This is a genomic window from Streptomyces sp. NPDC006393 (assembly GCF_040628575.1).
Classification (GTDB): Bacteria; Actinomycetota; Actinomycetes; order Streptomycetales; family Streptomycetaceae; genus Streptomyces.
This window is the reverse complement of record NZ_JBEXZD010000034.1, coordinates 12,933-37,089: the sequence shown is the minus strand read 5'-3', so window position 1 is coordinate 37,089 and position 24,157 is coordinate 12,933. Positions and strand designations below refer to the sequence as shown.

Below are 24,157 nucleotides of genomic sequence, written 5' to 3'. Positions count from 1 at the left end.
CAGTATGGCGCGCTATCGTCCGGCTTTGTACGGTGCCGGACGGGCCTCGGGGCCGAGTCTGGCCATGGCGCGCAGGATGTGTTTGGGCGGGAGCTGCCAGCGCAGACGTGCGGGAACGCGGCGCAGCAGGGTGCCCGTTGCCCGCAGCCGGCGGGTCACGACGTGGGGCGCGGGGGCCGCTCTGCCGTACAGCTCGTGGGCGTACGGTGGCAGAGCGGCGTACGCCAGATGCGCCACGCGCCGCCACAGCACCTCGCGCGCGGGGACGAGCAGTGGATGCGTCGGCGGGCGGAGCAGGAAGTCGTCCACGGCGCGGGCGTCGGCTCCCACGGCGAGCTCAGGACGTACCCCGTCGAAATAGTCCGCCAGGTCCGCCCGGCTCGCGGGCACACCGTCCGGGTCGAGCCCGGCCAGGCGGGCGCTGACGCGGTGTTCGGCGATGTAGCGGTCGGCCTGGGCGTCGGTGAGCGGGAATCCCGAGCGGCGCAGCACGTGCAGATAGGAGTCGATCTCCGCGCAGTGCACCCACAGCAGCAGTTCGGGAGCGTCGAGAGGGTACCGCTCCCCCGTCCCCGGATCGGTCGCCGACAGCATGCGATGGATCCGGCGGACCCTCGCGCCCGCCCGCTCGGCGGCCTCGGCCGTCCCGTACGTCGTCGTCCCGACGAAGTTCGCGGTGCGCCTCAGCCGCCCCCACGCGTCCCGCCGGAAGTCGGAGTTCTCCATCACCCCGCGCACGGCACGGGGGTGCAGGGCCTGAAGATACAGCGCCCTGATCCCGGCGACCCACATCATCGGATCACCGTGCATCTGCCACGTCACCGACCGTGGTCCGAACAACCCGGGATCGCCCGCGCTCTCCCCCACGCCCGCACCCGTGCGTATGGTCTCCACCTCGGCAGGCTATCCCTCCACGGACAGGAATCCCCGGCGGCGGGCACGCTGTCCGGGAAGGAGCCGGTCGGGCGCGGCTGTCCGGCGAGGGGGCGGCTTGATCAATCGTCGTCGATCGTTGACGATCGGTGGGTTCGTGCCATCGGGGTTCGAGCGGCACGTGGTGGTGGTGTCAGGGGGCAGGGGGACTCGCGGATGGGTGCGCGGATCTGGAACTCGGGGCGGTCGGGCCGGGCTTTCCGCAAGAGGGCGGACGGGCCGGGTGGTCGCTCGCGGCCTGCCGGGGTGTCCACCGCTCGACGCCGCCACGCTGCCCCGGCGCTGCTGATCCTCGCCATCGTGGTGGCCGCGGGGGCCGGGTGGCACGCCCTCGGGGGCGGGGGTTCCGGCTCGGGTCCGTCCGCGTCGGGCGAGGGCGGTGGGGCGACCCGCCGGGCCGAGACCAAGGCGACGAACCCGCCGCCCGGCCTGCCCGGGGCCTTCACCACCGGTCAGCGGCTCCACTGGTCGGCCTGCCCGGCACCGTCCGAGGCACAGGGCGGCGGTGAGGCCCCGGGCGACGGATGGGAGTGCGCGACGATGAAGGCGCCGCTGGACTACCGGCGGCCCGGCCGTGACACGATCGACGTCGCCATGATCCGGAAGCGGGCCACCGGACCGGAGCGCAAGCGGATCGGCTCCCTCCTCTTCAACTTCGGAGGCCCTGGCGAGTCCGGCGTCACCGGGCTCCCCGAGTTCGCGGACCAGTACACCTCGCTGGGCGAGCGCTACGACCTGGTCGGCTTCGATCCGCGAGGTGTCGGCGGCACCGCCCCCGTCAACTGCGGGCGGAAGGAGTTCGAGGGCGGCGACGTCTGCGAGAAGCACTCCGGCCGGCTCCTGCCGTATGTCGGCACCTCCCGGACGGCGCGCGACCTGGACCTGATGCGCTATCTGCTCGGTGACGAGAAGCTGAACTACTTCGGCGTCTCCTACGGCACCGAACTGGGCGGCGTCTACGCCCACCTGTTCCCGCAGCACGTCGGCAGAATCGTGCTCGAAGCCCCCGTCGACCCGACGGTGGACCGCGTGCAGGACAGCATCAACCAGGTCAAGGCCGTCCAGCTCGCCTTCGACCGCTTCACCCGCCACTGCGCGAAGACGTACGACGACTGCCCCACGGGCCACGACCCCGAGCAGGCCGACCAGCGCGTCGTCGAACTGCTGGACAAGCTCGAGAAGAAGCCGGCACCCGCGGGCGGCGGCGAGAAGCTCGACGCGGATCTCGCCGCTCACGCGATCGGGAACTTCCTGGACCTCGGCGAGGAAGGCTGGCCGCCACTGGTGAAGGCGCTCAGCGAGGTCATGGAACGGGGCACCGGCGGCAAGTTGCTGGCGAAGGCGTACGACCACGCCCCGGGTGCCCGGGCGCGGGCCGGCGTCAGCGCCGGCAGTGGGACCTCGGGTGACAACAGCGTGTCCGCCTTCGTCGCGATCACCTGCGCCGACTCCAACCTGCGCCCCGGATTCACCGAAGCGGAGGAGATGATCAAGCGGACCGAGGAGGCTTCGCCCGTCTTCGGAAAGGCCTGGTCCTCGTTCGTCTACCTCTGCTACGACTGGCCGTTCAAGGGCGAGCGCGCCACCCCCGACGTCAGCGCCAACGGCGCTCCCCCGATCCTCGTCGTGGCCAACACCGGTGACTCGACGACGCCGTACGAGGGCGCCAAGCGCATGGTGCGCGAGCTGGGCGAGGAGGTCGGCGTCCTGCTGACGGTGCGGGCCGAGGGCCACGGGTCCTACCCCTACAGCCGCTGCGCGGCCAGGGCCGTCGACACATACCTCCTAGACGGCACGTCCCCCGAACCGGGCACGACGTGCTCGTGATGCGCCCTTCCGCCGTCCGGCGCGACAGGGCCCTGTGCCGGCTGGAAAGCGAGGCGATGACCTTCGGTCGGCGCCCGGCTCAGTTCAGGATCGCGATGAACTCCCCGCAGGCCTTGGCGCAGGTCCGGCAGGCGCCCGCGGCCTGCTCGGCGCCCGGGTGCCGGTCGAAGACGTGCGCGCTCTCCAGACAGACGCCCACACACCACTCCAGCTGGGTGCGCAGGGCGGTCTCGTCCTGGCTGTTCTGCTCGGACAGCACCCGGCAGGTGGTGTCACAGACCTCCGCGCACATGATTCCCATGCGCCGCAGGAGTTCCTGCTCCTCGCTCCCGCCCGGGTCCACCAGGCTCGCCCGCAGGGCGCTGGCCCGCGCACACTCCGTGCACGCCTGCGCACAGGCGAACCGGTCCTCGAGGAACCGTATGAGTTCCTGTTGCGAAGTCGTCGATGGTGTCGTAGGTGGCGTAGTCACACTCGGCGGGTAGCCGGTGCCCTACCCGCCAAACCCGCTGTTCCCAAGGGTTCCGCCGGTTTTCCGTGCCCCGTGCAGGGCACTCGACCGGCCCGGAGATCAAGCAGGACGGAGGTGGGATCCGTGCCCGGACGACAGGAACTGCCGTCGACACTCGAACGCTCGCCGGAGGACGCCCAGCGCACCTGGATCAAGGCCCACGACTCGGCGGTGGAGGAGTACGGCGAGGGCGAGCGGGCGCACCGCGTCGCCTACGGCGCGCTCAAGCACAAGTACGAGAAGGTCGGCGACCACTGGGAGCGCAAGGAGGGCGGCCGCAAGGGCCCCTCGGACCCCCGGTCGGCACGGCCGCGCGGCCAGGGCGGGCGCAGCGGCGAAGGCGTCGACGAGAGCGCATCCAAGGAACACCTGTACGACATGGCGAAGGAGCTCCAGATCGAGGGACGCTCACACATGTCCAAGGGCGAACTGCTGGAGGCGATCCGCAAGGAGAACCGCTCCCGCACCCGCCAGGCCCGCTCGTGAGAAGGGTGAGCCGGGTGAACCGATGAGAGCCGGGTGAACCGGTGAGAGCCGGGTGAACCGGTGAGCCCAGTGAGTTGTGAGCCCGGTGAGCGTTGTGAGCCCGGTGAGCCGATGCGTCCCCTTGCGGGGGGTCCTTTCGCGCACCCGGCGCCCGCGCTCCGGTCGTTCCCGGTGAGTCGGTTCGTGGTGGTGGGCACGGGTACTCGCGCGTCATGAGTTCGACGCCGTACCGGCTGGGCCCCGGTGGCCGCCGACCCCGCCGACCGTCTCGTCTCCATGTGAGGCCGTCGCACAGAGGGAAGTGAGATCCATGGCCGATGATCCCGGCCGCAGTACCCTGCCCCTGCCCGACTACGACCATCTTCCCCTCGGCGCCCTGGAGAGCCGCGTGCGCTCGCTGTCCGCCGAGGAGGTCGAGGAGCTGCTCGCCTACGAGCGCACCCACGCCGACCGTGTTCCGGTGACCGAGGTGCTGACCGCCCGTCTCGAGCAGCTGCGGTCGGGCGCCCAGCCCACCCCGGGCGACCCCACGGCGCTGCGCCCCGAGCAGACCGCGGGGCAGGCGGGTCCCCAGGTGACCCCCGCGACCTCCCCGCAGCCGTTCGGCCCGCCACCGCACGGCACCCCGGACCAGCGCGGCAAGCCCAAGAGCGACCGTACGTGAGGCGCGGGTCACACCTGGATTCCCTTCCGGCACCGGCGCACGAGCATGTGTGCGCCGGTGCCGTCGCGTGAGTCAAGGGCGCGGGTCCAGGTCCGGGCCCGGCTCCTGGTCCTGGTCCTGGTCCCGGTACTGGAACACCATGCCGAGCACCCCGCATCCGAGGACACCGAAGCCGAGCAGCGCGAGCCACAGGCCGAGGACGACGCCCAGCGCGAGGACGGCCGTGCCGAGCGCGACGACGACCGGCCAAAGGCTGTGCGGGGAGAAGAAACCCACCGGGCCGGCGCTGTCGATCACCTCGGCGTCGGGCCGGTCCTCGGCCCGCGGGCCGTCCCTGCGGTGCCGTACCCGCAGGAAGAACGCGACCAGTGCGGCCATCACCGCGGCGACGGCCAGGGCGGCGCTGCCCGCGGGCTCGGCGGACCACCGGCCGTAGCCCGCGGCGGTCACGGCGAAGAACAGCGCCACACCGGTGAAGAGCCGGGCCTCGGTCCTCACGACACACTCCTCCGGTCCGTCAGCCGGCGCTCTGCCGCTTGCCGTTCACGCTGCTGTCCGCCTCGCTCTCCGCTCTGCCGCTCGCCTTGCTGTCCGCCCTGCTGTTCGTCCGGCCGCTCGCTGCCTGCCGCTCTCGCCGGACGATGTCCGGGTGGTGCAGGTCGAACGCCGGGGACTCCGACCGGATGCGGGGCAGTGCGGTGAAGTTGTGGCGCGGCGGCGGGCAGGAGGTGGCCCACTCCAGGGAGCGGCCGTAACCCCAGGGGTCGTCGGTCTCGGCCGTGCGGCCGTGCCGGGCGGACCTCCAGACGTTGTAGAGGAACGGCAGCGTGGACAGCCCCAGCAGAAAGGCGCCGATGGTACTGACCGTGTTGAGCAGGGTGAAGCCGTCCGCGGCCAGATAGTCGGCGTAACGGCGCGGCATGCCCAGCTCGCCGAGCCAGTGCTGGACGAGGAACGTGGTCTGGAAGCCGGTGAACAGCGTCCAGAAGTGGATCCTGCCGAGTCGTTCGTCGAGGAGCCGGCCGGTGAACTTCGGCCACCAGAAGTAGAAGCCCGCGAACATCGCGAACACCACCGTGCCGAAGAGCACGTAGTGCAGGTGGGCCACGATGAAGTAGCTGTCGGTGAGGTGGAAGTCCAGCGGCGGGGAGGCGATCAGCACCCCGCTCATCCCTCCGAGCAGGAACGTCACCATGAAGCCCAGCGACCACAGCATGGGCGTCTCGAACGACAGCGAGCCGCGGTGCATGGTGCCGATCCAGTTGAAGAACTTCACCCCCGTGGGCACCGCGATCAGGAACGACATCAGGGAGAAGAACGGCAGCAGCACCGCCCCGGTGGCGAACATGTGGTGGGCCCACACCACCGCCGACAGCATGGTGATCGCGATGGTGGCGCCCACCAGCGTGACGTAGCCGAAGACCGGTTTGCGGCTGAACACCGGGATGATCTCGGAGACGATGCCGAAGAACGGCAGGGCGACGATGTAGACCTCGGGGTGCCCGAAGAACCAGAACAGGTGCTGCCACAGCAGGGCGCCTCCGTCACCGGCCTCGAAGATCCGCGCGCCGAACCTCCGGTCCGCCTCCAGCGCCAGCAGGGCCGCCGTGAGGACGGGGAAGGCGGGCAGCACCAGGATCGAGGTGAACAGCGCGTTCCAGGTGAAGATCGGCATCCGGAACATGGTCATGCCGGGGGCGCGCAGACACAGGATGGTGGTGATGAAGTTGACCGCGCCCAGCGTCGTGGAGACTCCGGTCACCACCAGCCCCATCACCCACAGGTCGCCTCCCGTGCCGGGGCTGCGGACCGCGCTGTTGAGCGGCGCGTAGGCGAACCAGCCGAAGCCGGCCGCCCCGCCGGGCACCAGGAACCCGGAGACCACCATCAGTCCGCCGAACAGGTACAGCCAGTACGACAGCGCGTTGAGCCGGGGAAAGGCGACATCGGGCGCGCCGATCTGCAACGGCATGACGGCGTTGGTGAACCCGGCGAACATCGGGGTCGCGAACAGCAGCATCATCACCGTGCCGTGGATGGTGAACAGCTGGTTGTACTGCTCGTTCCCGAACAACTGGAGTCCGGGCCGGGCGAGTTCGGCCCGCATCAGCAGGGCGAGCACCCCGCCGAAGAGGAAGAAGGAGAACGCGGTCGTCATGTACAGGTTGCCGATCACCTTGTGATCGGTGGTGGTGATCCACCGCAGCAGGGACTGCCCTGGCCGCGGACGACCCGGGCGACCAGGAGGTCCCGGGTGCGTCCGACGCGCCGGCGCCCCGCCCGGTCCCCTCCCGCTCCTTCTGTCCACCGTCATGCGCCGCGAGTACCCTGCGTGGTCGCACTCAAGCCCCCGCCGCTGACGGCCTGTCGGGCTGCGTCCGGCCGGTCGGGTCGCGATGATGGACGCGGGCTGGTTTCACGCGCCCGCGCGCGGTCACCCGCGGCACCGGAGGGAGGCGCCGTCACCATGTCACGCCGAAGGACGCGTCCTTCGTGGGCCGTTGAACTCTACCGGCGGGGCAAGCGGCTGGAACTCATGCACCGGGCCCTGGGGTTCGCCACTCTGGCCCTGGTCACGCTGGCTCCGCTGCTGATCGTCGTCGCGGCGGCGGACCCGCTGCGGCACAGCGGGTTCGCGCTCTGGCTGGTCGACGGCATGGATCTGTCCGGCCGGTCCGCCGAGGTGCTCTCCGACGTCTTCGGCCCGCCGCGCGAGGTGACCGGCACCACCAGTGTGTGGGGCGCGGTCCTGCTCGCGGTGTTCGGTCTGTCCTTCGCCGCCGGCGTGCAGAACGCCTACGAGCGGGTGTGGCGGCTGCCCGCCGGGCCGTGGCACCGGATCTGGCGGCAGGCCGTCTGGCTGGGCGCCCTCATGGTCTACCTGTACGTCCAGGTACAGACCCGCACCGTGCTCGCCGGGAACTACCGCATGCTGCTGAGCGTGGCGATCGGCGTGCTGTTCTTCTGGTGGGGGCCGCACTTCCTCCTCGGCCACCAGGTGCGATGGCGGCTGCTGCTGCCCGGTGCCGTCGCCACCATGGCCGGCCTGGTGGGCCTGCGCGCCTTCTCCTACCTGGTTTTCACCCCGCTCATCGTCACCAACGCGGTCAGCTACGGCCCCATCGGCACCATCCTGGTGGTGGAGTCCTGGCTCATCGGCGCCGGGTTCGTCGTCTACGGCGGCGCGCTGGTCGGCCATGTGTTCTGCGACCGGACGGGACACCTGCCCGAGCACGGGGAGCCCCACGAGGAGCCCGGAGAAGCCGGAGAACCCGGGCAACCCGGTGCATTCGGGGAGCCCCACGAACCAGGCGAGCCCGACGAACCAGGGGAACGAGACGAACCGGAGGACCCGGAGGCGCCCCCGCAGCGGACGCGTGGATGAAGGGTGCGCGGGGCACTCGGGCCAGGACACGCCGAACCGCGCCCGCCCGGCCCCGGGCGGCACCGGTTCCCCGCACGCCACCGGAGAGGAAGGCCCGCCATGACGGCCGCAGAGCGGTCCTACGACGACCAGGGCGCCGTGCCCCTCGGCGGGTACGCCGTGCTCGCGACGGCCTTCGCGACGGGCGCGGCGCTGTTCGCCGTGGGGGCCCGGCGGAGCGGCGTACGCCTGCCCGACCGGGTTCCGCCGTGGGACGTGGCGCTGCTGGGCGCGGCCACGTTCAAGGCGTCCCGGCTGCTGACCAAGGACAAGGTCACCAGTTTTCTGCGCGCCCCCTTCACCCGCCGCGAGGCCGACACCACGGCCGGCGAGGTCATGGACGAGCCGCGCGGCGACGGCGCCGTCCGGCGCGCCGTCGGCGATCTGGTGTCCTGCCCGTTCTGCGTCTCCGTCTGGGTGGCCGCCACCCTGGCCGGGGGCTACGCCTGCGCGCCCAGGGCCGCCCGCCTGGTGTGCGCGGGGCTGGGCGCGGTGACGGTGGCGGACTGGCTCCAGTACGCCTGGAGCCTCACGGAGCAGAAGGCCGAGGACTGAGCGGGGCGCGGGGGCCGGGGAGCTGGGCGCGGTGACCGAGCTGGCGGTGCTGGTGGGGTTGCAGGCGTCGGGCAAGTCCACGTTCTACCGCTCCCGGCTCGCGGACCGGTTCGAGCTGGTGAGCAAGGACCTGTTCCCCCGTGGCGCGCGCCGCAAGCAGGCCCGGCAGATGCGGCTGGTCGAAGGGGCCCTGGCCGCGGGCCGCTCGGTCGCCGTGGACAACAACAACCCCTCCCCGGAGGAGTGGCGCCCCCTGGTGGAGGCCGGGCACGCGCACGGCGCCTCGGTCGTCGCCTACTGGTTCCCGCCGGACCTGGCGGGTTCGCTGCGCCGCAACGCGCTGCGCACGGGCCGCGAACGGGTCCCGGACGTCGGCATCCACGCGACGCACGGACGGCTGCGCCGCCCCGCGCCCGGCGACGGCTTCGACGCGGTGTACGGCGTACGGTTCGACGGCCGCGGAGGTTTCGAGGTCCGGCGGATCGCCTGACCGCGCAGGACGATCACCGCGGTTCAGCGGTAGGGCCACTTTGTTCACACAGATGAATATGAATCATGTACTCGTCCATTGACGCGTTCACGGCAAAAGCCTACCGTGCCGAGAAAGCGCTTTCCACCCACTCGCGTACGGGCCCGGCCACCCGGACCCGTCCAAGTCGCCGAACCGCCATCCTGGAGACGAAACGATGCAGCTCAGACCCGTCATCGCGGCCGCCGGCCTGCTGTCCGGCGCGCTCGTCGCACTGTCCGGCACCACGGCACAGGCCGCCTCGACCCGCTACGAGGCCGAGACCGCCCCCGCGACCTGCACCGGCACCATCGACTCCGACTGGGCCGGCTACTCCGGCAGCGGATTCTGCAACGGCACCAACGCGGTCGGGGCCTCCGCGCAGTTCACCGTGAACGCCCCCGCCGCGGGCACGGCGACACTGAAGGTGCGCTTCGCCAACGGAACCACCACCGCACGGCCGGCGGACGTCATCGTGAACGGTTCGACGGCCACGAACGCGACGTTCGCGGGCACCGGCGCCTGGGACACCTGGGCGACGCAGACACTGACCGTCCCGGTGAAGGCGGGCGGCAACACCGTCCGGTTCAGCCCGACCACCTCCGGCGGTCTGCCCAACATCGACTACCTCGACGTCGACGTGTCCGGTGACAGCACGACGCCACCGGCGAGCGGCGCGCTGTACGTGGCCCCGAACGGCAGTGACGGCGCGGCCGGAACGCAGTCGAGCCCGACGACGCTCGCCTCGGCGATCAGCCGTGTCGCTCCCGGCGGCACGATCTACCTGCGCGGCGGGACGTACAACTACTCGTCGACGATCACCATCCCGCAGGGCCAGGACGGGACCTCCGGTGCCCGTACCACCCTGTCCGCCTACCCGGGCGAGACTCCGGTGCTGAACTTCTCGGCCCAGAGCGAGAGTTCGTCCAACCGCGGGCTCCAGCTCTTCGCCTCGTACTGGCACCTGTACGGCCTGACCGTCGAGCACGCCGGCGACAACGGGATCTACGTCGGCGGCAGCAACAACGTCATCGAGCGCGCGGTGACGGCGTACAACCACGACACGGGGCTCCAGCTCGGCCGGATCGCCTCCAGCACCCCCAGCAGCCAGTGGCCGTCGAACAACCTGGTCCTGAGCTCGGAGTCGCACGACAACGAGGACTCCGGCGGCGAGAACGCCGACGGGTTCGCCGCCAAGCTCACCACCGGCACCGGGAACGTGTTCCGCTACGACGTCTCCCACAACAACATCGACGACGGCTGGGACCTCTACACCAAGTCCGACACGGGCGCCATCGGCCCGGTGACCATCGAGTACTCCCTGTCCTACAACAACGGCACCCTCACCGACGGCACCCAGAACACCAGCGGTGACCGCAACGGCTACAAGCTCGGCGGCGAGAAGATCGCGGTCAACCATGTCGTCCAGCACAACATCGCCTTCCACAACGGCCATGACGGGTTCACCTACAACAGCAACCCCGGCGACATGACCGTCACCGACAACGTCAGCATCGACAACGCCGAGCGCAACTTCCACTGGGAGAGCGGCAACTCCGTATTCCGGAACGACACCTCGTGCCGGTTCGGCGTCAGCGGCACCAACGACAAGGTCGTGGGCAGCACCGACAGCTCGGACCAGTTCTGGACCGGCTCCAACGGCTCCCGGTGCTCCTCCTACTCCGGCGCCCTGGCCTGGTCCTACGCCTCCGACGGCCATCTCGTGGTGACCTTCGGCGGCAGGCAGGTCACGCCGTAGCGCACCGCATGCCGCTGAGGCCGGGCCCCACCGGTTCATCCGGTGGGGCCCGGCCTCATCGCCGACCGGGACCGCCCCCTCCGACCGGGGCGCGCCTGTCCTTCCGCCCGGTGACGATCCACCTGCGCGCGGCGACACAGGTGAAGACCGGCACCACGAGTACGGAGAGCATCCACAGGCCCACGCTCGCGGGTGAGTAGACGTAGTACTGCCAGTCCGCCGGCAGCAGTGCAGGCAGGAGCAGCGCCGCCACCAGAGCGGCCCAGGTCGCGAAGACCACGCCCGCCGCACGTGCGGCGACCGTCAGACACCCCATGCGTTCCCCCTCGGTCACCGCCGCGGCTCGTTCACCGCGGCCCGATTTTTGAACGCGTTCAATATAGGCGGACACTCTGGCCAGGCGCAGCCCAGGTGCGCTATACCTGTGCCGCGTGATTGATCCTGCTCGATTCCCGCTGATATCAAGCAACTTCGAGCAACCCAGTTCCGGCAAGCTCAGCCCGGGACCAGGCGATCACAGCAGACGTCCGCCGCTCGACGTGCGCGAAGGGACCGACATGACCGCTCCACCCCGCAGACGCAAGGCCTACCGTTTCCGAGCGCCCCGAGGATCACGGGGACCCCGAGGGGTGGTCCTGGCCGCCGCGGCCGTGTTCGCGGTGCTCGCGGCCACGGCAGCGCCGTCTCCCCCGGCCCACGCCACGACCGCCACCACCGCCGGGACCGAGACCGTCATCGGCGCGGTCACCGGCTTCTCGCACTCCGGCGCCGCCTACACCTTCACGGCGGGCACGGCGAAGGCCCGGGTCGGTTTCGTCTCCGCCGACACCTTCCGCATCGAGGTGGCACCCGACGGCACGTTCACCGACCCCGTCGGCGACGACATCGTGCTGCCCCAGGGCAAGCCGCCCGCCACCCGCTGGGCCGACCGCGGCGACCGCTACGAGCTGTCCACGGACCAGGTGACCCTGCGGGTGTACAAGGCACCGCTGCGCTTCGCGCTGTACCGCGCCGACGGCACCCGGCTGTGGGAGGAGACCCGCGGCATCAGCTGGAACGGCACCTCCACCACCCAGACCCTGGCGCGCGGCGCGGACGAGCAGTTCTACGGCACCGGCGAGCAGAACGGCAGCGGCAACACCTCGCACCGCGGCAAGACCCTCGAGGTCGGCGTCGACTACGACTGGGACGAGGGCGGCCACCCCAACTCGGTGCCGTTCTACCTGTCCTCGGCCGGCTACGGCGTCTACCGCAACACCTACGCCCCCGGCACCTACGCCTTCACCGACCCGGTGACCACCACCGAGCAGGAGAACCGGTTCGACGCCTACTACTTCGCCGGTGACAGCACCAAGGACGTCATCGGCCAGTACACCAGGCTGACCGGCCGCCCGATACTGCCGCCGGTCTACGGCCTGGAGATCGGCGACTCCGACTGCTACCTGCACAACGCCAACCGCGGCGAGCGCCACACCCTGGACGCCCTGAAGGTCGCCGACGACTACGTGAAGAACGACATGCCGCTGGGCTGGATGCTCGTCAACGACGGCTACGGCTGCGGCTACGAGAACCTCGCCGAGACCGCCGAGGGCCTCGGCGACCGCAAGATGCGGATGGGCCTGTGGACCGAGGACGGCCTGGACAAGCTGGCCGACCAGGTCAAGGCGGGCCAGCGGGTGGCGAAGCTGGACGTGGCCTGGGTGGGCGACGGCTACAAGTTCGCCCTGGACGGCTGCAAGGCGGCGTACCAGGGCATCGAGGACAACAGCGACGCCCGCGGCTTCACCTGGGCCCCGGAGAGCTGGTCCGGCGCGCAGCGCTGCGGTGTGCAGTGGAGCGGCGACCAGTCGGGCAGCTGGGACTACATCCGCTGGCAGATACCCACGTACGCCGGGGCCACCATGTCGGGCCTGGCGTACACGACCGGTGACGTGGACGGCATCTTCGGCGGCAGCGCCAAGACCTACACCCGCGACCTCCAGTGGAAGGCGTTCCTGCCGGCCGTGATGACCATGGACGGCTGGGCCGCCAAGGACAAGCAGCCTTACCAGTACGGGGAGCCGTACACCAGCATCAACCGCAAGTACCTCAAGCTCAAGGAATCCCTGCTGCCGTACATGTACACGTACGCGGCCGAGGCCCACCGCACCGGTGTCGGCCCGGTGCGGCCGCTGGCGCTGGAGTACCCCGACGACGCCAAGGCGGCCGGTGACGCCGCCAAGTACGAGTTCCTGACCGGCGAGGACTTCCTGGTGGCGCCCGTCTACAGCGACACCGCCGTGCGCGACGGCATCTACCTGCCCAAGGGCGACTGGGTCGACTACTGGTCCGGCCGGATCTACCACGGCCCGACCACCGTCGACGGCTACCAGGCCCCCCTGGACACCCTGCCGCTCTTCGTCAAGGCGGGCGCGTCGGTCCCGATGTGGCCGGGTGTCAGGTCCTACCAGGACCGCACCGCGAACTCCCCGCTCGCCTGGGACGTCTACCCGCAGGGCAGCACCTCCTTCACCCTGTACGAGGACGACGGGGTGACCCGGCAGCACCGGGACGGCGCGTACGCCGAGCAGCGGGTGGCGGTGACCGCCCCGGACCGCGGGGCGGGAGCGGTGCGCATCGCCGTGGGTGCCGAGACCGGCGACTTCGCCGGAAAGCAGAAGAGCCGCCCGTACCGGTTCACCGTGCACACCGGTTCCTCGCCCCGGCAGGTGCGTCTGGACGGCGGCGCGCTGCCCCGGTTCACCTCCAGGGCCGCCTTCGACGCGGCGGCGGAGGGCTGGTGGTACGACGCCTCCGACCGGGCCGGGGTCGTCCAGGTCAAGACGCGGGCCCTGAGCACCGCGCGGGCCTTCCGGATCGACCTCGACGCGGCGAGCGCGGTGGGCGGCAAGGTGCCCGGGGCGACCGGCACGGTCGCGCTCACGCCTCCGCAGGAACTCGGTGCCGGCGTGTCCGGGAAGGTCACGGTGGACTTCACCGCCGGCCGGACCGGGGCGGACGCCGCCGAGCTGTCCCTGGCCGCCCCCGAGGGCTGGACCGTCTCACCGGCGCGGACCGTCGGCGGCCTCGAACCGGGTGAGCGGGCGAGCGCGGAGTTCACCGTGACCCCGCCGGCCGACGCGCGGCCCGGCGAGGCCGTCCTCACCGGCACGGCCCGCTACCGGGCGGCGGGAGAGGACCATGTCGCCGCGCAACGGGCCGCGCTGCGCACCATGCCGGCCCCGCCCGGGGGCGAAGCGTGGGCCAGTGATCTGGCCTGGCTGAACGCCACCAACGGCTGGGGGCCGCCCGAACGCGACCGCAGCAACGGGGAGTCGGCGGCCGGCGACGGCCATCCGCTCACGCTCAACGGCACCGCCTACGCCAAGGGCATCGGCGCGCACGCGAACTCCGACATCGAGTTCTGGCTCGGCGGGCAGTGCTCCTCGCTCACCGCCACGGTCGGCATCGACGACGAGATCGACGGCTACGGCGGCGTGTCCTTCTCGGTCGTCGCCGACGGCAGGACGCTGTGGTCCTCCCCCACCGTCAGCGGAAAGTCGGACCCGGTCCCGGTGAATGTGTCGCTGGCCGGGGCCCGGCACGTCCATCTGGTGGTCACCGACACCGACGGCACGAAGTCCGGCGACCACGGCGACTGGGCGGACGCGAAGTTCCACTGCGCCTGACGCGCGGGGACCGTCCGACCCGCCGGTTCGACGCCCCGGTCCCAGGAGGTGTCTCGTCGATCAGGCCGGATCAGGGAGCGGTGCCGGCCACCGCGAGCCCGGCATGATCGGCGAGACACCCTCTACGGCTTCTCCCGCCGTGGGGCCGGGGCACCGGCCGGTGCGGTGCTCGCCCGGACCACGAGCCGCGGCTCCACCGACGCCGGTTCCGGCAGCGCGCCGGGGTCGGCGATGTGCCGCAGCAGGTGGGCCACGGCGAGCGCGCCCATCTGCCCGAACGGCTGGGCGACGGTGGTCAGCGACGGCGAGCAGTACTCGGCCAGCTCGATGTCGTCGACGCCGACCACGGAGATGTCCTCCGGCACCCGCCGGCCCTGCTCGTGCAGCGCCCTGATCACGCCGAACGCCATCTCGTCGCTGGCGACGAACACCGCCGTCACCTCCGGGATCCGGGCCAGCACCAGTCCGCCCCGGTACCCCGCGGCGGGCGACCAGTCGCCCTCCAGGGGCGGCGGCACCGGCCGGCCGGCCTCCTCGAGCGTGGCGCGCCAGCCGTCGCGCCGGGCCGCCGCCTCGAGCCAGGCCTCGGGGCCGGAGAGATGCCAGACGGTCTCGTGGCCCAGGTCCAGCAGATGGCGGGTGGCCAGCCGGGCGGCCAGTGCCTGGTCGACGGCCACCACCTCGGTCGCGTCGGTGCGCGACCCGTCGATGGTGATGGTGGGGACGGCCCGGGTGAACTGCTCGATCCGCGGGCTGCTGTGGGTCAGCGGCACCGACAGGATGATCCCCTCGACGCCCTGGTCGGCCAGCCGGGACAGGGCGGCCTCGATGGCGGAGGTGTCGAGCGAGGCGGTGGTCGCGGTGCTGACCGTGTACCCGGCGGCCTGGGCCGCGTGCTCGATGCCGGAGGTGACCGCGGCCCGGGAGTAGAAGGTGGTCCGGAGGGTCACCACGCCGATGGTGCGGCTGCGTCCCGAGGAGAGCATGCGGGCCGCGTTGTTGCGCCGGTAGCCGAGCTGCTCGACCGCGGCCAGGACCGTGGCCCGTGTCTTCTCCCGCACGTTGGGGTGCCCGGACAGCACGCGTGACACGGTCTGCGCCGACACTCCGGCGACCCGCGCCACATCGGTCATCCCCGGCGGCCGCCCGTCGGCGCCCTTCTGCTTCGCCATGGGTTCCTTCCTCGTACCGGGCCGGGCTCGATGATATCGCCCACAAACCCGGTGCTTCGGCTGTCTCCTCGGGCGCGGTCCTGCCCACGCTCCACCTGTTGGCATCGATAACATCGTCTGCCATAGTTGCGCCGTCGGCCCGCGCCCAGCATCCAGGAGGAGCCGTGAAGAGCCACGTCCGCCCGCGGGACGGCATCGATCACATCCCGGAGTTCCCCGGCGATCCCTCGGGGGCCGGCGAAAGGCCTGCGGACCCCGCGCGGTCGCTGCTGACCTGCTCCGGCGGCACGCTGCTGCGCGCCGGACGGCCGCACCGGGTGCTGTCCGGTTCGCTGCACTACTTCCGGGTGCATCCCGAGCAGTGGGCCGACCGGCTGCGGCGGCTGGCGGCGCTCGGCCTGAACACCGTGGACACCTACGTCCCGTGGAACGTCCACGAGCGCTCCGCGGGTGACGTCCGCTTCGACGGCCCGCGCGACCTGACGCGCTTCGCCCGGCTGGCCCAGGAGACGGGACTGGACGTCGTCGTGCGCCCGGGACCGTACATCTGCGCCGAGTGGGACAACGGCGGGCTGCCCGCCTGGCTGACCGGAACCCCCGGCATGCGGCTGCGCACCTGCCACGGCCCGTTCCTGGACGCGGTGGGGCGCTGGTTCGACGCGCTGATCCCCCGCGTCGCCGGGCTCCAGGCCGGCCGGGGCGGTCCGGTGGTGGCCGTGCAGATCGAGAACGAGTACGGCAGTTACGGCGACGACCACGCCTACGTCCGCTGGGTGCGCGACGCCCTCGTCGAGCGAGGCATCACCGAACTGCTGTACACGGCCGACGGGCCGACGCCGCTGATGCAGGACGGCGGCACCGTGCCCGGGGAGCTCGCCACGGCCACGCTCGGCTCACGCCCGGCCGAGGCGGCGGCGCTGCTGCGCTCGCGCCGCCCGCACGAGCCGTTCCTCTGCGCGGAGTTCTGGAACGGCTGGTTCGACCACTGGGGCGAGAAGCACCACGTCCGGTCCGCCGCGGGCGCGGCCGAGACCGTGGGCCAGATCCTCGACGCGGGCGGCTCGGTGAGCCTGTACATGGCGCACGGCGGCACCAACTTCGGGCTGTGGGCGGGCGCCAACCACGACGGTGAACGCCTTCAGCCGACCGTCACCAGCTACGACTCGGACGCGCCGATCGCCGAACACGGCGCGCTCACCCCGAAGTTCTTCGCCCTGCGGGAGCAACTGGCCGCGTACGGCCGCCGGGACGCCGACATCCCCGCGCCACCGGCCGATCCGCCGCTGCTGGCGCCCCGCAGCCTGGACGTCACCCGGCGGGCCGCACTGCTGCCCGCGCTGCGTTCGGCGGCGGAGCCGGTCCGGGCTCCGGTGCCGCTGAGCTTCGAGGAACTCGGCCAGGCCTCCGGTCTGGTCCTGTACGCCGCCGAGCCGCTGCTGCCGCCGGGCCGCCACGAGCTGACCGTCACGGGCCTGCACGACCGCGCCCAGGTGTTCGTCGACGGAGCCCCCGTCGCCGTACTGGACCGGGAGACCGCGTCGTTCACCGTGCCCGGCGCGGGTGCCCGCGTCCGGCTGGAGCTGCTGGTGGAGAACCAGGGCCGGATCAACTACGGCCCGTTGCTCGGGCAGGGCAAGGGCATCCTCGGCGGGGTGCGCGTGGACCGCCGGCTGGTGCACGGCTGGAGCATGTACCGGCTGCCGCTGGACGAGTGGGGGCCGCGGGACACCGCCCGCGCCGCGGCGGCGGCACCCCCCGGCGGCGGCGCGGGCTTCGCCACCGCCCGGCTGGCGGTGGCCGAGCCGGCCGACACCTTCCTGGCCCTGCCCGGCTTCGGCAAGGGCTTCGTCTGGGTCAACGACACCCTGCTCGGCCGCTACTGGGAGATCGGTCCGCAGCGCACGCTCTACGTGCCCGGACCGCTGCTGCGCGCCGGTGACAACACACTCACCGTCCTGGAGCTCGAACGGTTCGGCGACCGCCTCGCCCTGCGCGACCGGCCCGTGCTCGGACCGCCCGAGGAGTACGTCGAGACCTTCGGCTGACCCCCGCACCGCACCCCACAGGAACCGCACAGGCACCACACCCAGGGGGCGGCGCACCCCGACGCCGTCCGTCACGAGTAAGGAGCACCTGTGTCAACTCCACTGTCAGCTCTGTCAGCTCAACGCGGAAGACTGGCCGGAGCGCTCGTCGCCGCCGTCGTGGCCACGGCGCCGGCCGTGATCGGCGGCGGTGCGGCCACCGCCGCCCCCGCGACGCCCGCCGCCGACCCCACGTACAGCGTCACCGTCGGCGCGAAGGGTTCGTGGACCCATCCGGACGACACCCCGGCCGCCCCGTACATCGACAAGGACGGCACCTTCCACTTCCAGCAGTCCCACGCCCTCTACGGCGCGAACGACAGCCGCCAGTGGACCTTCTTCACCGGCAAGGACTTCGACACCGCCACCCGTGACGCCCGCCTGAGCGACGCGGTGAACCCGGCCGACCCCGGGGACCGGAACAACGACACCACCTCGCGGTGCAACAACAGCCCCACCGGCCTGACGGCCACCTACGCCCCGGCCGGCTCGGGCTACGCGCAGAAGAACTACTGCGACCTGGCGGGTGTCTGGGTCGACCCGGACACCGGCGACTGGTACGGCCTGGTGCACAACGAGTTCACCCCGCAGCCGTTCGGCGACGGGCTCCACTACGACGCCATCGACTACGCCGTCTCGAAGGACCAGGGCCGGACCTGGACCATCGAGGACCACGTGATCACCTCGCCGTACAGCACGCGGCGCGGCGACACCACCGCGTTCCCGCAGCAGACGTACCACTACGGCGACGGCGACCCGCGCCTGTTCGTGGACACCGCCTCCGGCTATTTCTACGTCTTCTACGGCTCGCGGATCGTGGAGAAGGGCGGCGGCTGGAAGGCCTTCCACGCGCATGTGGCCCGCGCCCCGATCTCCGGGAAGATGGCGCCGGGCTCGTGGCGCAAGTGGTACGACGGCTCCTGGTCGCAGCCCGGCACGGGCGGCGAGGAGAGCAACATGGTGCCCGCCGACGCCGCGCACCCCACCGGATACACCCCGCCGGAGCAGGAGTACGACCCGGCGAACAGCGGCACGGTGAGCCAGCAGGTGGCCGCGGGCAAGATGCCCCCGACCTCCCCCCTGTTCGTCATGGACGTCACCTACGACGCCCATCTGGGGCTCTACATCGGCGAGCCGCAGGCCGTGGACCAGAGCGGGAACGCTCCGCAGCAGTTCTACGCCACCGACGATCTCGCCACGCAGAAGTGGCGGCTGCTCGGCGACACGGGCGCCCACACCAACGCCTCCTGGTACCGCTGGTTCCTGGACCCCGCCAACCGGACCTCCTCCACCATCGTGGGCAAGTCGTTCCGCTCCTACTGCTCCTTCGGCTGCTCGGGCGGCTCGGCGAGCGAGTACGTCGACGTCACGATCGGCACCTCCGCGCCCGCCGCGCCGGTCGACCCGCGCCGGACGTACCGCGTCACCAGCGGCGGCGGCCGCGTCCTCGCCCAGGTCCCCGGCGGCTCCGCCACCACCTCCACTGCCAAGGCCACCGGCTCCGCCCGGCAATCGTGGATCTTCACCGGCAACGGCGACGGCTCGTACCGCATCGCCAACGCCGCCACCGGCGGCCTCCTGGGCGTCGACTCCTCCTCGACCGCGCGGCGCGCCTGGGGCACCAGGCCCACCGTGACCGCGGCCCCCGCCGGCGGACCCTCCGTCGGTCAGCAGTGGTGGGTGATCCCCGGCACCACCGCCGACGGCGCTCCCACCGGGACCTACCGGCTGGTCAACCGCTACAGCGGCCTGGTGATCGGGCTGTCCGCCGACGCGCGGCGGCTCGCCGAGACCACACCGGCCCGCTACTGGAGCGACACGAGCGGCAGCCGGGTCGGGGGTGCGCGCACCGCGGCCGAGCAGACGCTGGCCCTCACCCCCACCGGCCGGGCAGCAGCCTCGCCCCGCGACTGACGCCTCCCTGCCCTCCCCCGCCCCTCGCCCTGCCGCGTCAGCCGCGCAGCAGGGCGAGCTGGTGTCGTACCGCGGCACCGACCCGGGGTTCGTCGTCGGAGGCGAGGAGGTCGAGCAGGGCGCCGCGGAGCACCGCCAGGGCCAGCCTGCGGCGGACGGCGCCGGTCTCGGAGTCCCGCTCCGGCCGCGGCTGGCAGGCGGCCAGGACCGCGAGCCAGTCCTCGACGGTGGCACGGGCGAACCCGGCCCACGCCCCGTCGGACTCGACCAGGGACCGGGCGTACGCCTCGGCCCACAGCCGCAGCAGCGGGCGGTGCTCCTCGGCGGCGAGCCACTCCCACACCCGTTCGACCGCCGGAACCAGCCCGATGGGCTGCCCGGGCTGGTCGGGCTGCCCCGGCTGACCCGGCTGGTCGGCCTGCTCGGCCCGACCGAGGCGGTCCAGGATCGCCAGCTCGTCGGCGCGGGCACGCGCCAGCAGCGCCCGCACCAGACCGTCCTTGTTGCCGAAGAGGAACATCAGGACCCGGGGGCTGGAGCCGATGGCCGTGGCCAGCGGGCGCAGCGACAGATCGGCCAGGCCGTGCGCGAGCGCGTACCGGTAGGCGGCCTCCAGCAGCTCGGTCTGCCGGGCGGACGGGGCTGTCGTTTCCTCGGGCATGGGGCTAGCGTAGCGTTACTGAAACAGTTGTGTCAGTTGGTGGAGGGAAGCGACCATGCCGCAGCAGGACAACCGGCCGCACGTCACCGTGCGCCGCGCCGACCGTCCCGGCGACCTGGGCTGGGTGGTGATGGCGCACGGTGAGGTCTACGACGAGCAGTTCGGCTGGAACACCGACTTCGAGGCCCTGGTGGCCCGGATCGTCGCCGACTACGCCGCCGGGCACGACCCGGCCAGGGAGGCCGGCTGGATCGCCGAGGTCGACGGCGCACGCGCGGGATGCGTCTTCCTGGTCGCCGGTGACGAGCCGCGCGTGGCCAAGCTGCGCATTCTGCTCGTCGCCCCGGCCGCCCGGGGCCTGGGCGTGGGCAGCCGCCTCGTCGGGGAGTGCCTGGCCTTCGCCCGCGAGGCCGGCTACCGGCAGGTGACACTGTGGACCAACGACGTGCTGGTGTCCGCGCGCAGGATCTACCAGGGCCATGGCTTCGCCCTCGTCGACGAGGAACCCCATCACAGCTTCGGCCACGACCTCGTCGGCCAGAACTGGACCCTCGACCTGCACACCGGCCCGGCGGGGGACGCGGCGGGCCCGCTCGGTGACGGCGGTGGCGGGAGCACACTGGAGGTGAGCGCCGGGCACGCCGGCGACGGGTCTCACCGCGTCGTCGGCCGGTGACGCGGGCCGACCGCCGCACGGACCGCGACCCGACGACCGTCCCGGTGCCCGGCGCGGCGTCAGGAGGACACCGTGGAGTTCGACGTGATCGTGGAGATCCCCCAGGGGTCCCGCAACAAGTACGAGATGGACCACGAACTGCACCGCATCCGGCTGGACCGGCTGCTGTTCACCTCCACCAAGTACCCGGCCGACTACGGCTACATCGACCACACCCTGGGACGGGACGGCGATCCGCTCGACGCCCTGGTGATCGTCGGTGAGCCGACGTTCCCCGGGTGCACCATCGAGTGCCGGGCCGTGGGCATGTTCTGCATGAAGGACGAGCAGGGCCCGGACGAGAAGATCCTCTGTGTGCCCGCGCACGACCCCCGGTTCGCGCGCCTCCAGGACATCGGTGACGTCCCCGACTTCGACCGGCTGGAGATCACCCACTTCTTCGAGGTCTACAAGGACCTGGAACCCGGAAAGAGCGTCGAGGGCTCCCACTGGGAGGGCCGGGACCGGGCGTACGCCGAGATCGAGGCCTCCCGCGCCCGGGTGGGCGGGTCCTCCCCGTGATCACCTGACCGCGCTCAGCTCCCGGACCGCCGCCCGGTGCGGCCCTTGGCCAGGAAGCGCCGCAGCCGCGCCTGAGTCCAGGTGTTGATCACGTCGTCCTTCGTGAGCCAGCCGCGCTGTGCCGTGCCCACGCCGTAGCGCATGTTCGCCAGGTGCAGGGTGGAGTGGGCGTCGCTGTCGACGGCGAACTTCACCCCGTGCCGCCTGGCCCGCGGGATGTCCTCGTCGCGCAGGTCGAGGCGGTCCGGGTGGGCGTTGATCTCCAGCGCCGTACCGGTGCGCGCGCACGCCGCGAAGACCTCGTCCAGATCGGCGTCGAGGCCCGGCCGCTTGCCGATGATCCGGGTGGTGGGATGGCCGATGATGTTGACGTACGGGTTCTCGCAGGCCCGCACCAGCCGCCGGGTCAGCTGCTCGCGGCCCTGGTTGAAGTGCGAGTGCACCGAGGCCACGCACAGATCGAAGCCGGCCAGGAACTCCTCCGGCCAGTCCACCTCTCCCTCGGGATCGATGTTCAGCTCCGCCCCGTGCAGCAGCCGCATGCCGCCGCCCCGGCCCCGCTTGCCGTAGGCGCCGTCGAGCTCACGGACCTGCTCCCGCTGGGCGAGCATCCGCTCGTCGGTCATGCGCTGCATGTACAGCGTGGGCCCGTGGTCGGTCACCGCGTAGTAGGCGTAGCCGCGTTCGGCGGCCGCCGCGACCATCTCCTCCAGTGGGGCCAGGCCGTCGGTGAGGTCGGTGTGGGTGTGCAGGTCGCCCCGGATGTCGGACTCCTCGATCAGCTCGGGCAACTCGCCCCGGAGCCCGGCCTCGATCTCCCCGCGGTCCTCGCGCAGCGCCGGATGGATCCACGGCAGGCCGAGCCGCGCGTAGACCTCCTCCTCCGTCTCGGAGACGATCTTCTCGTCGCTCTCGGCGTCGAACAGCCCGTACTCGGACAGCTTCAGCTTCTGGTGCACCGCCCGTTCGCGGGTGCGGATGTTGTGCGCCTTGGAGCCGGTGAAGTACTGCAGCGCCGCGCCCCACGAGTCCGGCGGTACGACGCGCAGGTCGACGGAGAGGCCCTTGGTGGTGCGGATCGAGGTCTTCTTCTCGCCGTGGGCGATGACCTCGGAGACGTACGGCAGTTCGGTCAGCGCCCGCATCAGCGGCTTGGGCCCGGTCGAGGCGGCGAGCACGTCGATGTCGCCGATCGTCTCGCGGAAGCGGCGCAGTGAACCGGCGTAGGCGCACCGCCGGCAGCCGGTCACCCGGGACAGCTCGGCGACCACGTCCTCCGCGAGGTCCAGGGCCACGTCGAGGAGCACGCGGTCCCCGGAGGACTGCAACAGCTCGATGCCGTGGAGGATGTTCTCCTCGGTCCTGGGCCCGAAACCCTTCAGGTCGCGCAGCCGCTCGGCGTGGATGGCGTCGGCCAGCTCGTCGACCGAGGAGATGCCCAGCTCCTCGTGCAGGACGCAGGCCTTCTTCGGGCCGAGGGTGGGGATCGCGGTCAGCCGCCGCACACCGGCGGGGATCTTCGCCCGGAGTTCCTCCACCGCGGACACCTTGCCGTCGCGGAAGTACTCGGCGATCTTCTCCGCGATCGACTTGCCGACGTTGGGGATCTCCTGAAGGCCCTTGACGTCGAGCGTGGACACGTCGGCGTGGTAGCCGCCCACCGACCGGGCGGCCTTCTCGTAGACGCGCGCCTTGTACGCGTCCCCTCCGGTGATCGAGATCAGGTCCGCGTATTCGGCGAACAGCGCGGCGACCTCGTCGTTGGAACGAGCCACACCTCCAGCGTAGGCGGCCGTGGCCGGCCGCGCCGAGCGCCGACGCGGCGCTCCGGGAGCCGCAATTGTCGTGCGGCGGGACGAATCGGCATCCAGGTCTCGAGCCCGATGTGGATCACATGCCGGCGGGGCAACCCATGGGCCGCAAAGCCCGTCAGTAACGAGCGTCGACAGTCATCCGGTCCAGGGAAGGTCCCCCATGCCGCTGCGCGCCCGAATAAGACGGCCCCGCGTCCTCATCGCCCTCGCGACAGCCGTCACCCTCACCGCGGCCGTCGCTCTGATCGTGGCCCTGACGGTCACGACGTACGACCACACCTCGCCGCGCGCCGCCCGCGGCAAGGCATCCGGAACGGTGGCGGGCCCCGTCGACTGCCGCAAGGCGAAGTGCGTGGCCCTCACCTTCGACGGCGGCCCCAGTCTCACGACCCCCAAGCTGCTGGACATCCTGAAGCAGCAGCACCTGCATGCGACGTTCTTCGTGCAGGGCCGGGGCCACATCGCCAAGTACCCCGAGATCCTGCGCCGTATCGCCGACGAGGGACACGAGATCGGCAACCACACCTGGACGCACCCGGTCCTGACGCAGATCGACGCGGACGACGCCCGTGACGAACTGACCCACACGCAGGACGCCATCGAGAAGGTCACCGGCACCAAACCCGTCCTGATGCGACCGCCGCAGGGCCGCACCAGCCGCAAGGTGGCGAAGATCTGCAAGGATCTGGGGCTGGCGCAGGTGCTGTGGAGCGTCACGGCCAAGGACTACGAGACGACCGACACGGCCCTGATCACCAAGCGGGTGCTGGAGCAGACCCACCGCGACGGCATCATCCTCCTGCACGACCTGCACAAGGGGACCGTGCCCGCGGTCCCCGGGATCATCAAGGCGCTCGAGGACCGCGGCTACACGATCGTCACGGTGTCCCAGCTGCTGGCCCCGGCCCAGCCCGAGCCGGGGATGGTCTACCGGCCCTGA

General features: G+C 71.7%; 21 protein-coding genes. 13 read left to right on the top strand and 8 right to left on the bottom strand.

What is annotated here, in order from left to right; genetic code table 11:
• Positions 1-12 precede the first annotated feature (12 nt).
• Positions 13-810 carry an oxygenase MpaB family protein gene (locus tag ABZ484_RS16650; protein WP_358866632.1) on the bottom strand — a complete coding sequence of 266 codons (798 nt, stop codon included), beginning with the start codon at positions 808-810 and terminating at the stop codon, positions 13-15.
• A 369-nt stretch (positions 811-1,179) separates the two neighbouring features.
• On the opposite strand from ABZ484_RS16650, the gene ABZ484_RS16645 reads away from it, so the two are divergent.
• Positions 1,180-2,760, top strand: coding sequence for an alpha/beta hydrolase (locus ABZ484_RS16645; protein WP_358866604.1), 1,581 nt, complete (start codon positions 1,180-1,182; stop codon positions 2,758-2,760).
• 79 nt (positions 2,761-2,839) lie between these two features.
• Here the strand turns inward: ABZ484_RS16645 and ABZ484_RS16640 are convergent, their stop codons facing one another.
• Positions 2,840-3,232 (bottom strand): ferredoxin, encoded by a 393-nt coding sequence (locus tag ABZ484_RS16640; protein ID WP_358866603.1) that lies wholly within the window; start codon positions 3,230-3,232, stop codon positions 2,840-2,842.
• Positions 3,233-3,355: 123 nt separating this feature from the next.
• On the opposite strand from ABZ484_RS16640, the gene ABZ484_RS16635 reads away from it, so the two are divergent.
• Both ABZ484_RS16635 and ABZ484_RS16630 read left to right on the top strand, forming a co-directional pair.
• Positions 3,356-3,757, top strand: coding sequence for a ChaB family protein (locus ABZ484_RS16635; protein WP_358866602.1), 402 nt, complete (start codon positions 3,356-3,358; stop codon positions 3,755-3,757).
• Between the two features lie 310 nt (positions 3,758-4,067).
• Positions 4,068-4,421, top strand: a complete 354-nt coding sequence (locus ABZ484_RS16630) for a hypothetical protein (RefSeq protein WP_358866601.1) — start codon at positions 4,068-4,070, stop codon at positions 4,419-4,421.
• A gap of 72 nt (positions 4,422-4,493) precedes the next feature.
• Here the strand turns inward: ABZ484_RS16630 and ABZ484_RS16625 are convergent, their stop codons facing one another.
• Positions 4,494-4,919, bottom strand: coding sequence for a cytochrome c oxidase subunit 4 (locus tag ABZ484_RS16625; protein WP_358866600.1), 426 nt, complete (start codon positions 4,917-4,919; stop codon positions 4,494-4,496).
• Between the two features lie 19 nt (positions 4,920-4,938).
• Positions 4,939-6,735, bottom strand: coding sequence for a cytochrome c oxidase subunit I (gene ctaD / locus ABZ484_RS16620; RefSeq protein WP_358866599.1), 1,797 nt, complete (start codon positions 6,733-6,735; stop codon positions 4,939-4,941).
• A 153-nt stretch (positions 6,736-6,888) separates the two neighbouring features.
• Here ctaD and ABZ484_RS16615 point away from each other — a divergent pair, with 153 nt between their 5' ends.
• From ABZ484_RS16615 to ABZ484_RS16600, 4 genes are all read left to right on the top strand, one after another.
• Positions 6,889-7,806 carry a ribonuclease BN gene (locus tag ABZ484_RS16615; protein WP_358866598.1) on the top strand — a complete coding sequence of 306 codons (918 nt, stop codon included), beginning with the start codon at positions 6,889-6,891 and terminating at the stop codon, positions 7,804-7,806.
• 99 nt (positions 7,807-7,905) lie between these two features.
• Complete coding sequence (locus ABZ484_RS16610) at positions 7,906-8,400, top strand: DUF1360 domain-containing protein (RefSeq protein WP_358866597.1); 495 nt, start codon at positions 7,906-7,908, stop codon at positions 8,398-8,400.
• Positions 8,401-8,431: 31 nt separating this feature from the next.
• Positions 8,432-8,890 carry an AAA family ATPase gene (locus ABZ484_RS16605; RefSeq protein WP_358866596.1) on the top strand — a complete coding sequence of 153 codons (459 nt, stop codon included), beginning with the start codon at positions 8,432-8,434 and terminating at the stop codon, positions 8,888-8,890.
• A gap of 196 nt (positions 8,891-9,086) precedes the next feature.
• On the top strand, positions 9,087-10,667 hold the full coding sequence (locus ABZ484_RS16600; protein ID WP_358866595.1) for a CBM35 domain-containing protein: 1,581 nt from the start codon (positions 9,087-9,089) through the stop codon (positions 10,665-10,667).
• A gap of 55 nt (positions 10,668-10,722) precedes the next feature.
• Here ABZ484_RS16600 and ABZ484_RS16595 read toward each other — a convergent pair whose 3' ends face one another.
• Positions 10,723-10,983, bottom strand: coding sequence for a hypothetical protein (locus ABZ484_RS16595; RefSeq protein ID WP_358866594.1), 261 nt, complete (start codon positions 10,981-10,983; stop codon positions 10,723-10,725).
• 241 nt (positions 10,984-11,224) lie between these two features.
• On the opposite strand from ABZ484_RS16595, the gene ABZ484_RS16590 reads away from it, so the two are divergent.
• Positions 11,225-14,335 carry an NPCBM/NEW2 domain-containing protein gene (locus ABZ484_RS16590; RefSeq protein ID WP_358866593.1) on the top strand — a complete coding sequence of 1,037 codons (3,111 nt, stop codon included), beginning with the start codon at positions 11,225-11,227 and terminating at the stop codon, positions 14,333-14,335.
• 122 nt (positions 14,336-14,457) lie between these two features.
• Here ABZ484_RS16590 and ABZ484_RS16585 read toward each other — a convergent pair whose 3' ends face one another.
• Positions 14,458-15,507, bottom strand: a complete 1,050-nt coding sequence (locus ABZ484_RS16585; protein WP_358866592.1) for a LacI family DNA-binding transcriptional regulator — start codon at positions 15,505-15,507, stop codon at positions 14,458-14,460.
• Between the two features lie 266 nt (positions 15,508-15,773).
• Between ABZ484_RS16585 and ABZ484_RS16580 the strand changes: the two genes are divergently transcribed.
• Together ABZ484_RS16580 and ABZ484_RS16575 are read left to right on the top strand one after the other, a co-directional pair.
• The gene (locus tag ABZ484_RS16580; protein WP_358866631.1) at positions 15,774-17,552 is read left to right on the top strand and encodes a glycoside hydrolase family 35 protein; all 1,779 of its coding nucleotides are present in this window, start codon (positions 15,774-15,776) and stop codon (positions 17,550-17,552) included.
• Between the two features lie 90 nt (positions 17,553-17,642).
• Positions 17,643-19,505 (top strand): RICIN domain-containing protein, encoded by a 1,863-nt coding sequence (locus ABZ484_RS16575; protein WP_358866591.1) that lies wholly within the window; start codon positions 17,643-17,645, stop codon positions 19,503-19,505.
• 37 nt (positions 19,506-19,542) lie between these two features.
• On the opposite strand, the gene ABZ484_RS16570 is transcribed toward ABZ484_RS16575, so the two are convergent.
• Complete coding sequence (locus tag ABZ484_RS16570; protein ID WP_358866590.1) at positions 19,543-20,166, bottom strand: TetR family transcriptional regulator; 624 nt, start codon at positions 20,164-20,166, stop codon at positions 19,543-19,545.
• A gap of 55 nt (positions 20,167-20,221) precedes the next feature.
• Here ABZ484_RS16570 and ABZ484_RS16565 point away from each other — a divergent pair, with 55 nt between their 5' ends.
• Positions 20,222-20,842, top strand: a complete 621-nt coding sequence (locus tag ABZ484_RS16565) for a GNAT family N-acetyltransferase (RefSeq protein ID WP_358866589.1) — start codon at positions 20,222-20,224, stop codon at positions 20,840-20,842.
• A gap of 72 nt (positions 20,843-20,914) precedes the next feature.
• A complete protein-coding gene (locus ABZ484_RS16560) occupies positions 20,915-21,403 on the top strand; it encodes an inorganic diphosphatase (protein ID WP_358866588.1) in 489 nt (162 codons plus the stop codon).
• 14 nt (positions 21,404-21,417) lie between these two features.
• Here the strand turns inward: ABZ484_RS16560 and polX are convergent, their stop codons facing one another.
• The gene (polX, locus tag ABZ484_RS16555) at positions 21,418-23,178 is read right to left on the bottom strand and encodes a DNA polymerase/3'-5' exonuclease PolX (RefSeq protein ID WP_358866587.1); all 1,761 of its coding nucleotides are present in this window, start codon (positions 23,176-23,178) and stop codon (positions 21,418-21,420) included.
• Between the two features lie 199 nt (positions 23,179-23,377).
• Between polX and ABZ484_RS16550 the strand changes: the two genes are divergently transcribed.
• Entirely contained in the window at positions 23,378-24,157 is a 780-nt protein-coding gene (locus ABZ484_RS16550) for a polysaccharide deacetylase family protein (protein WP_358866586.1), read from the top strand.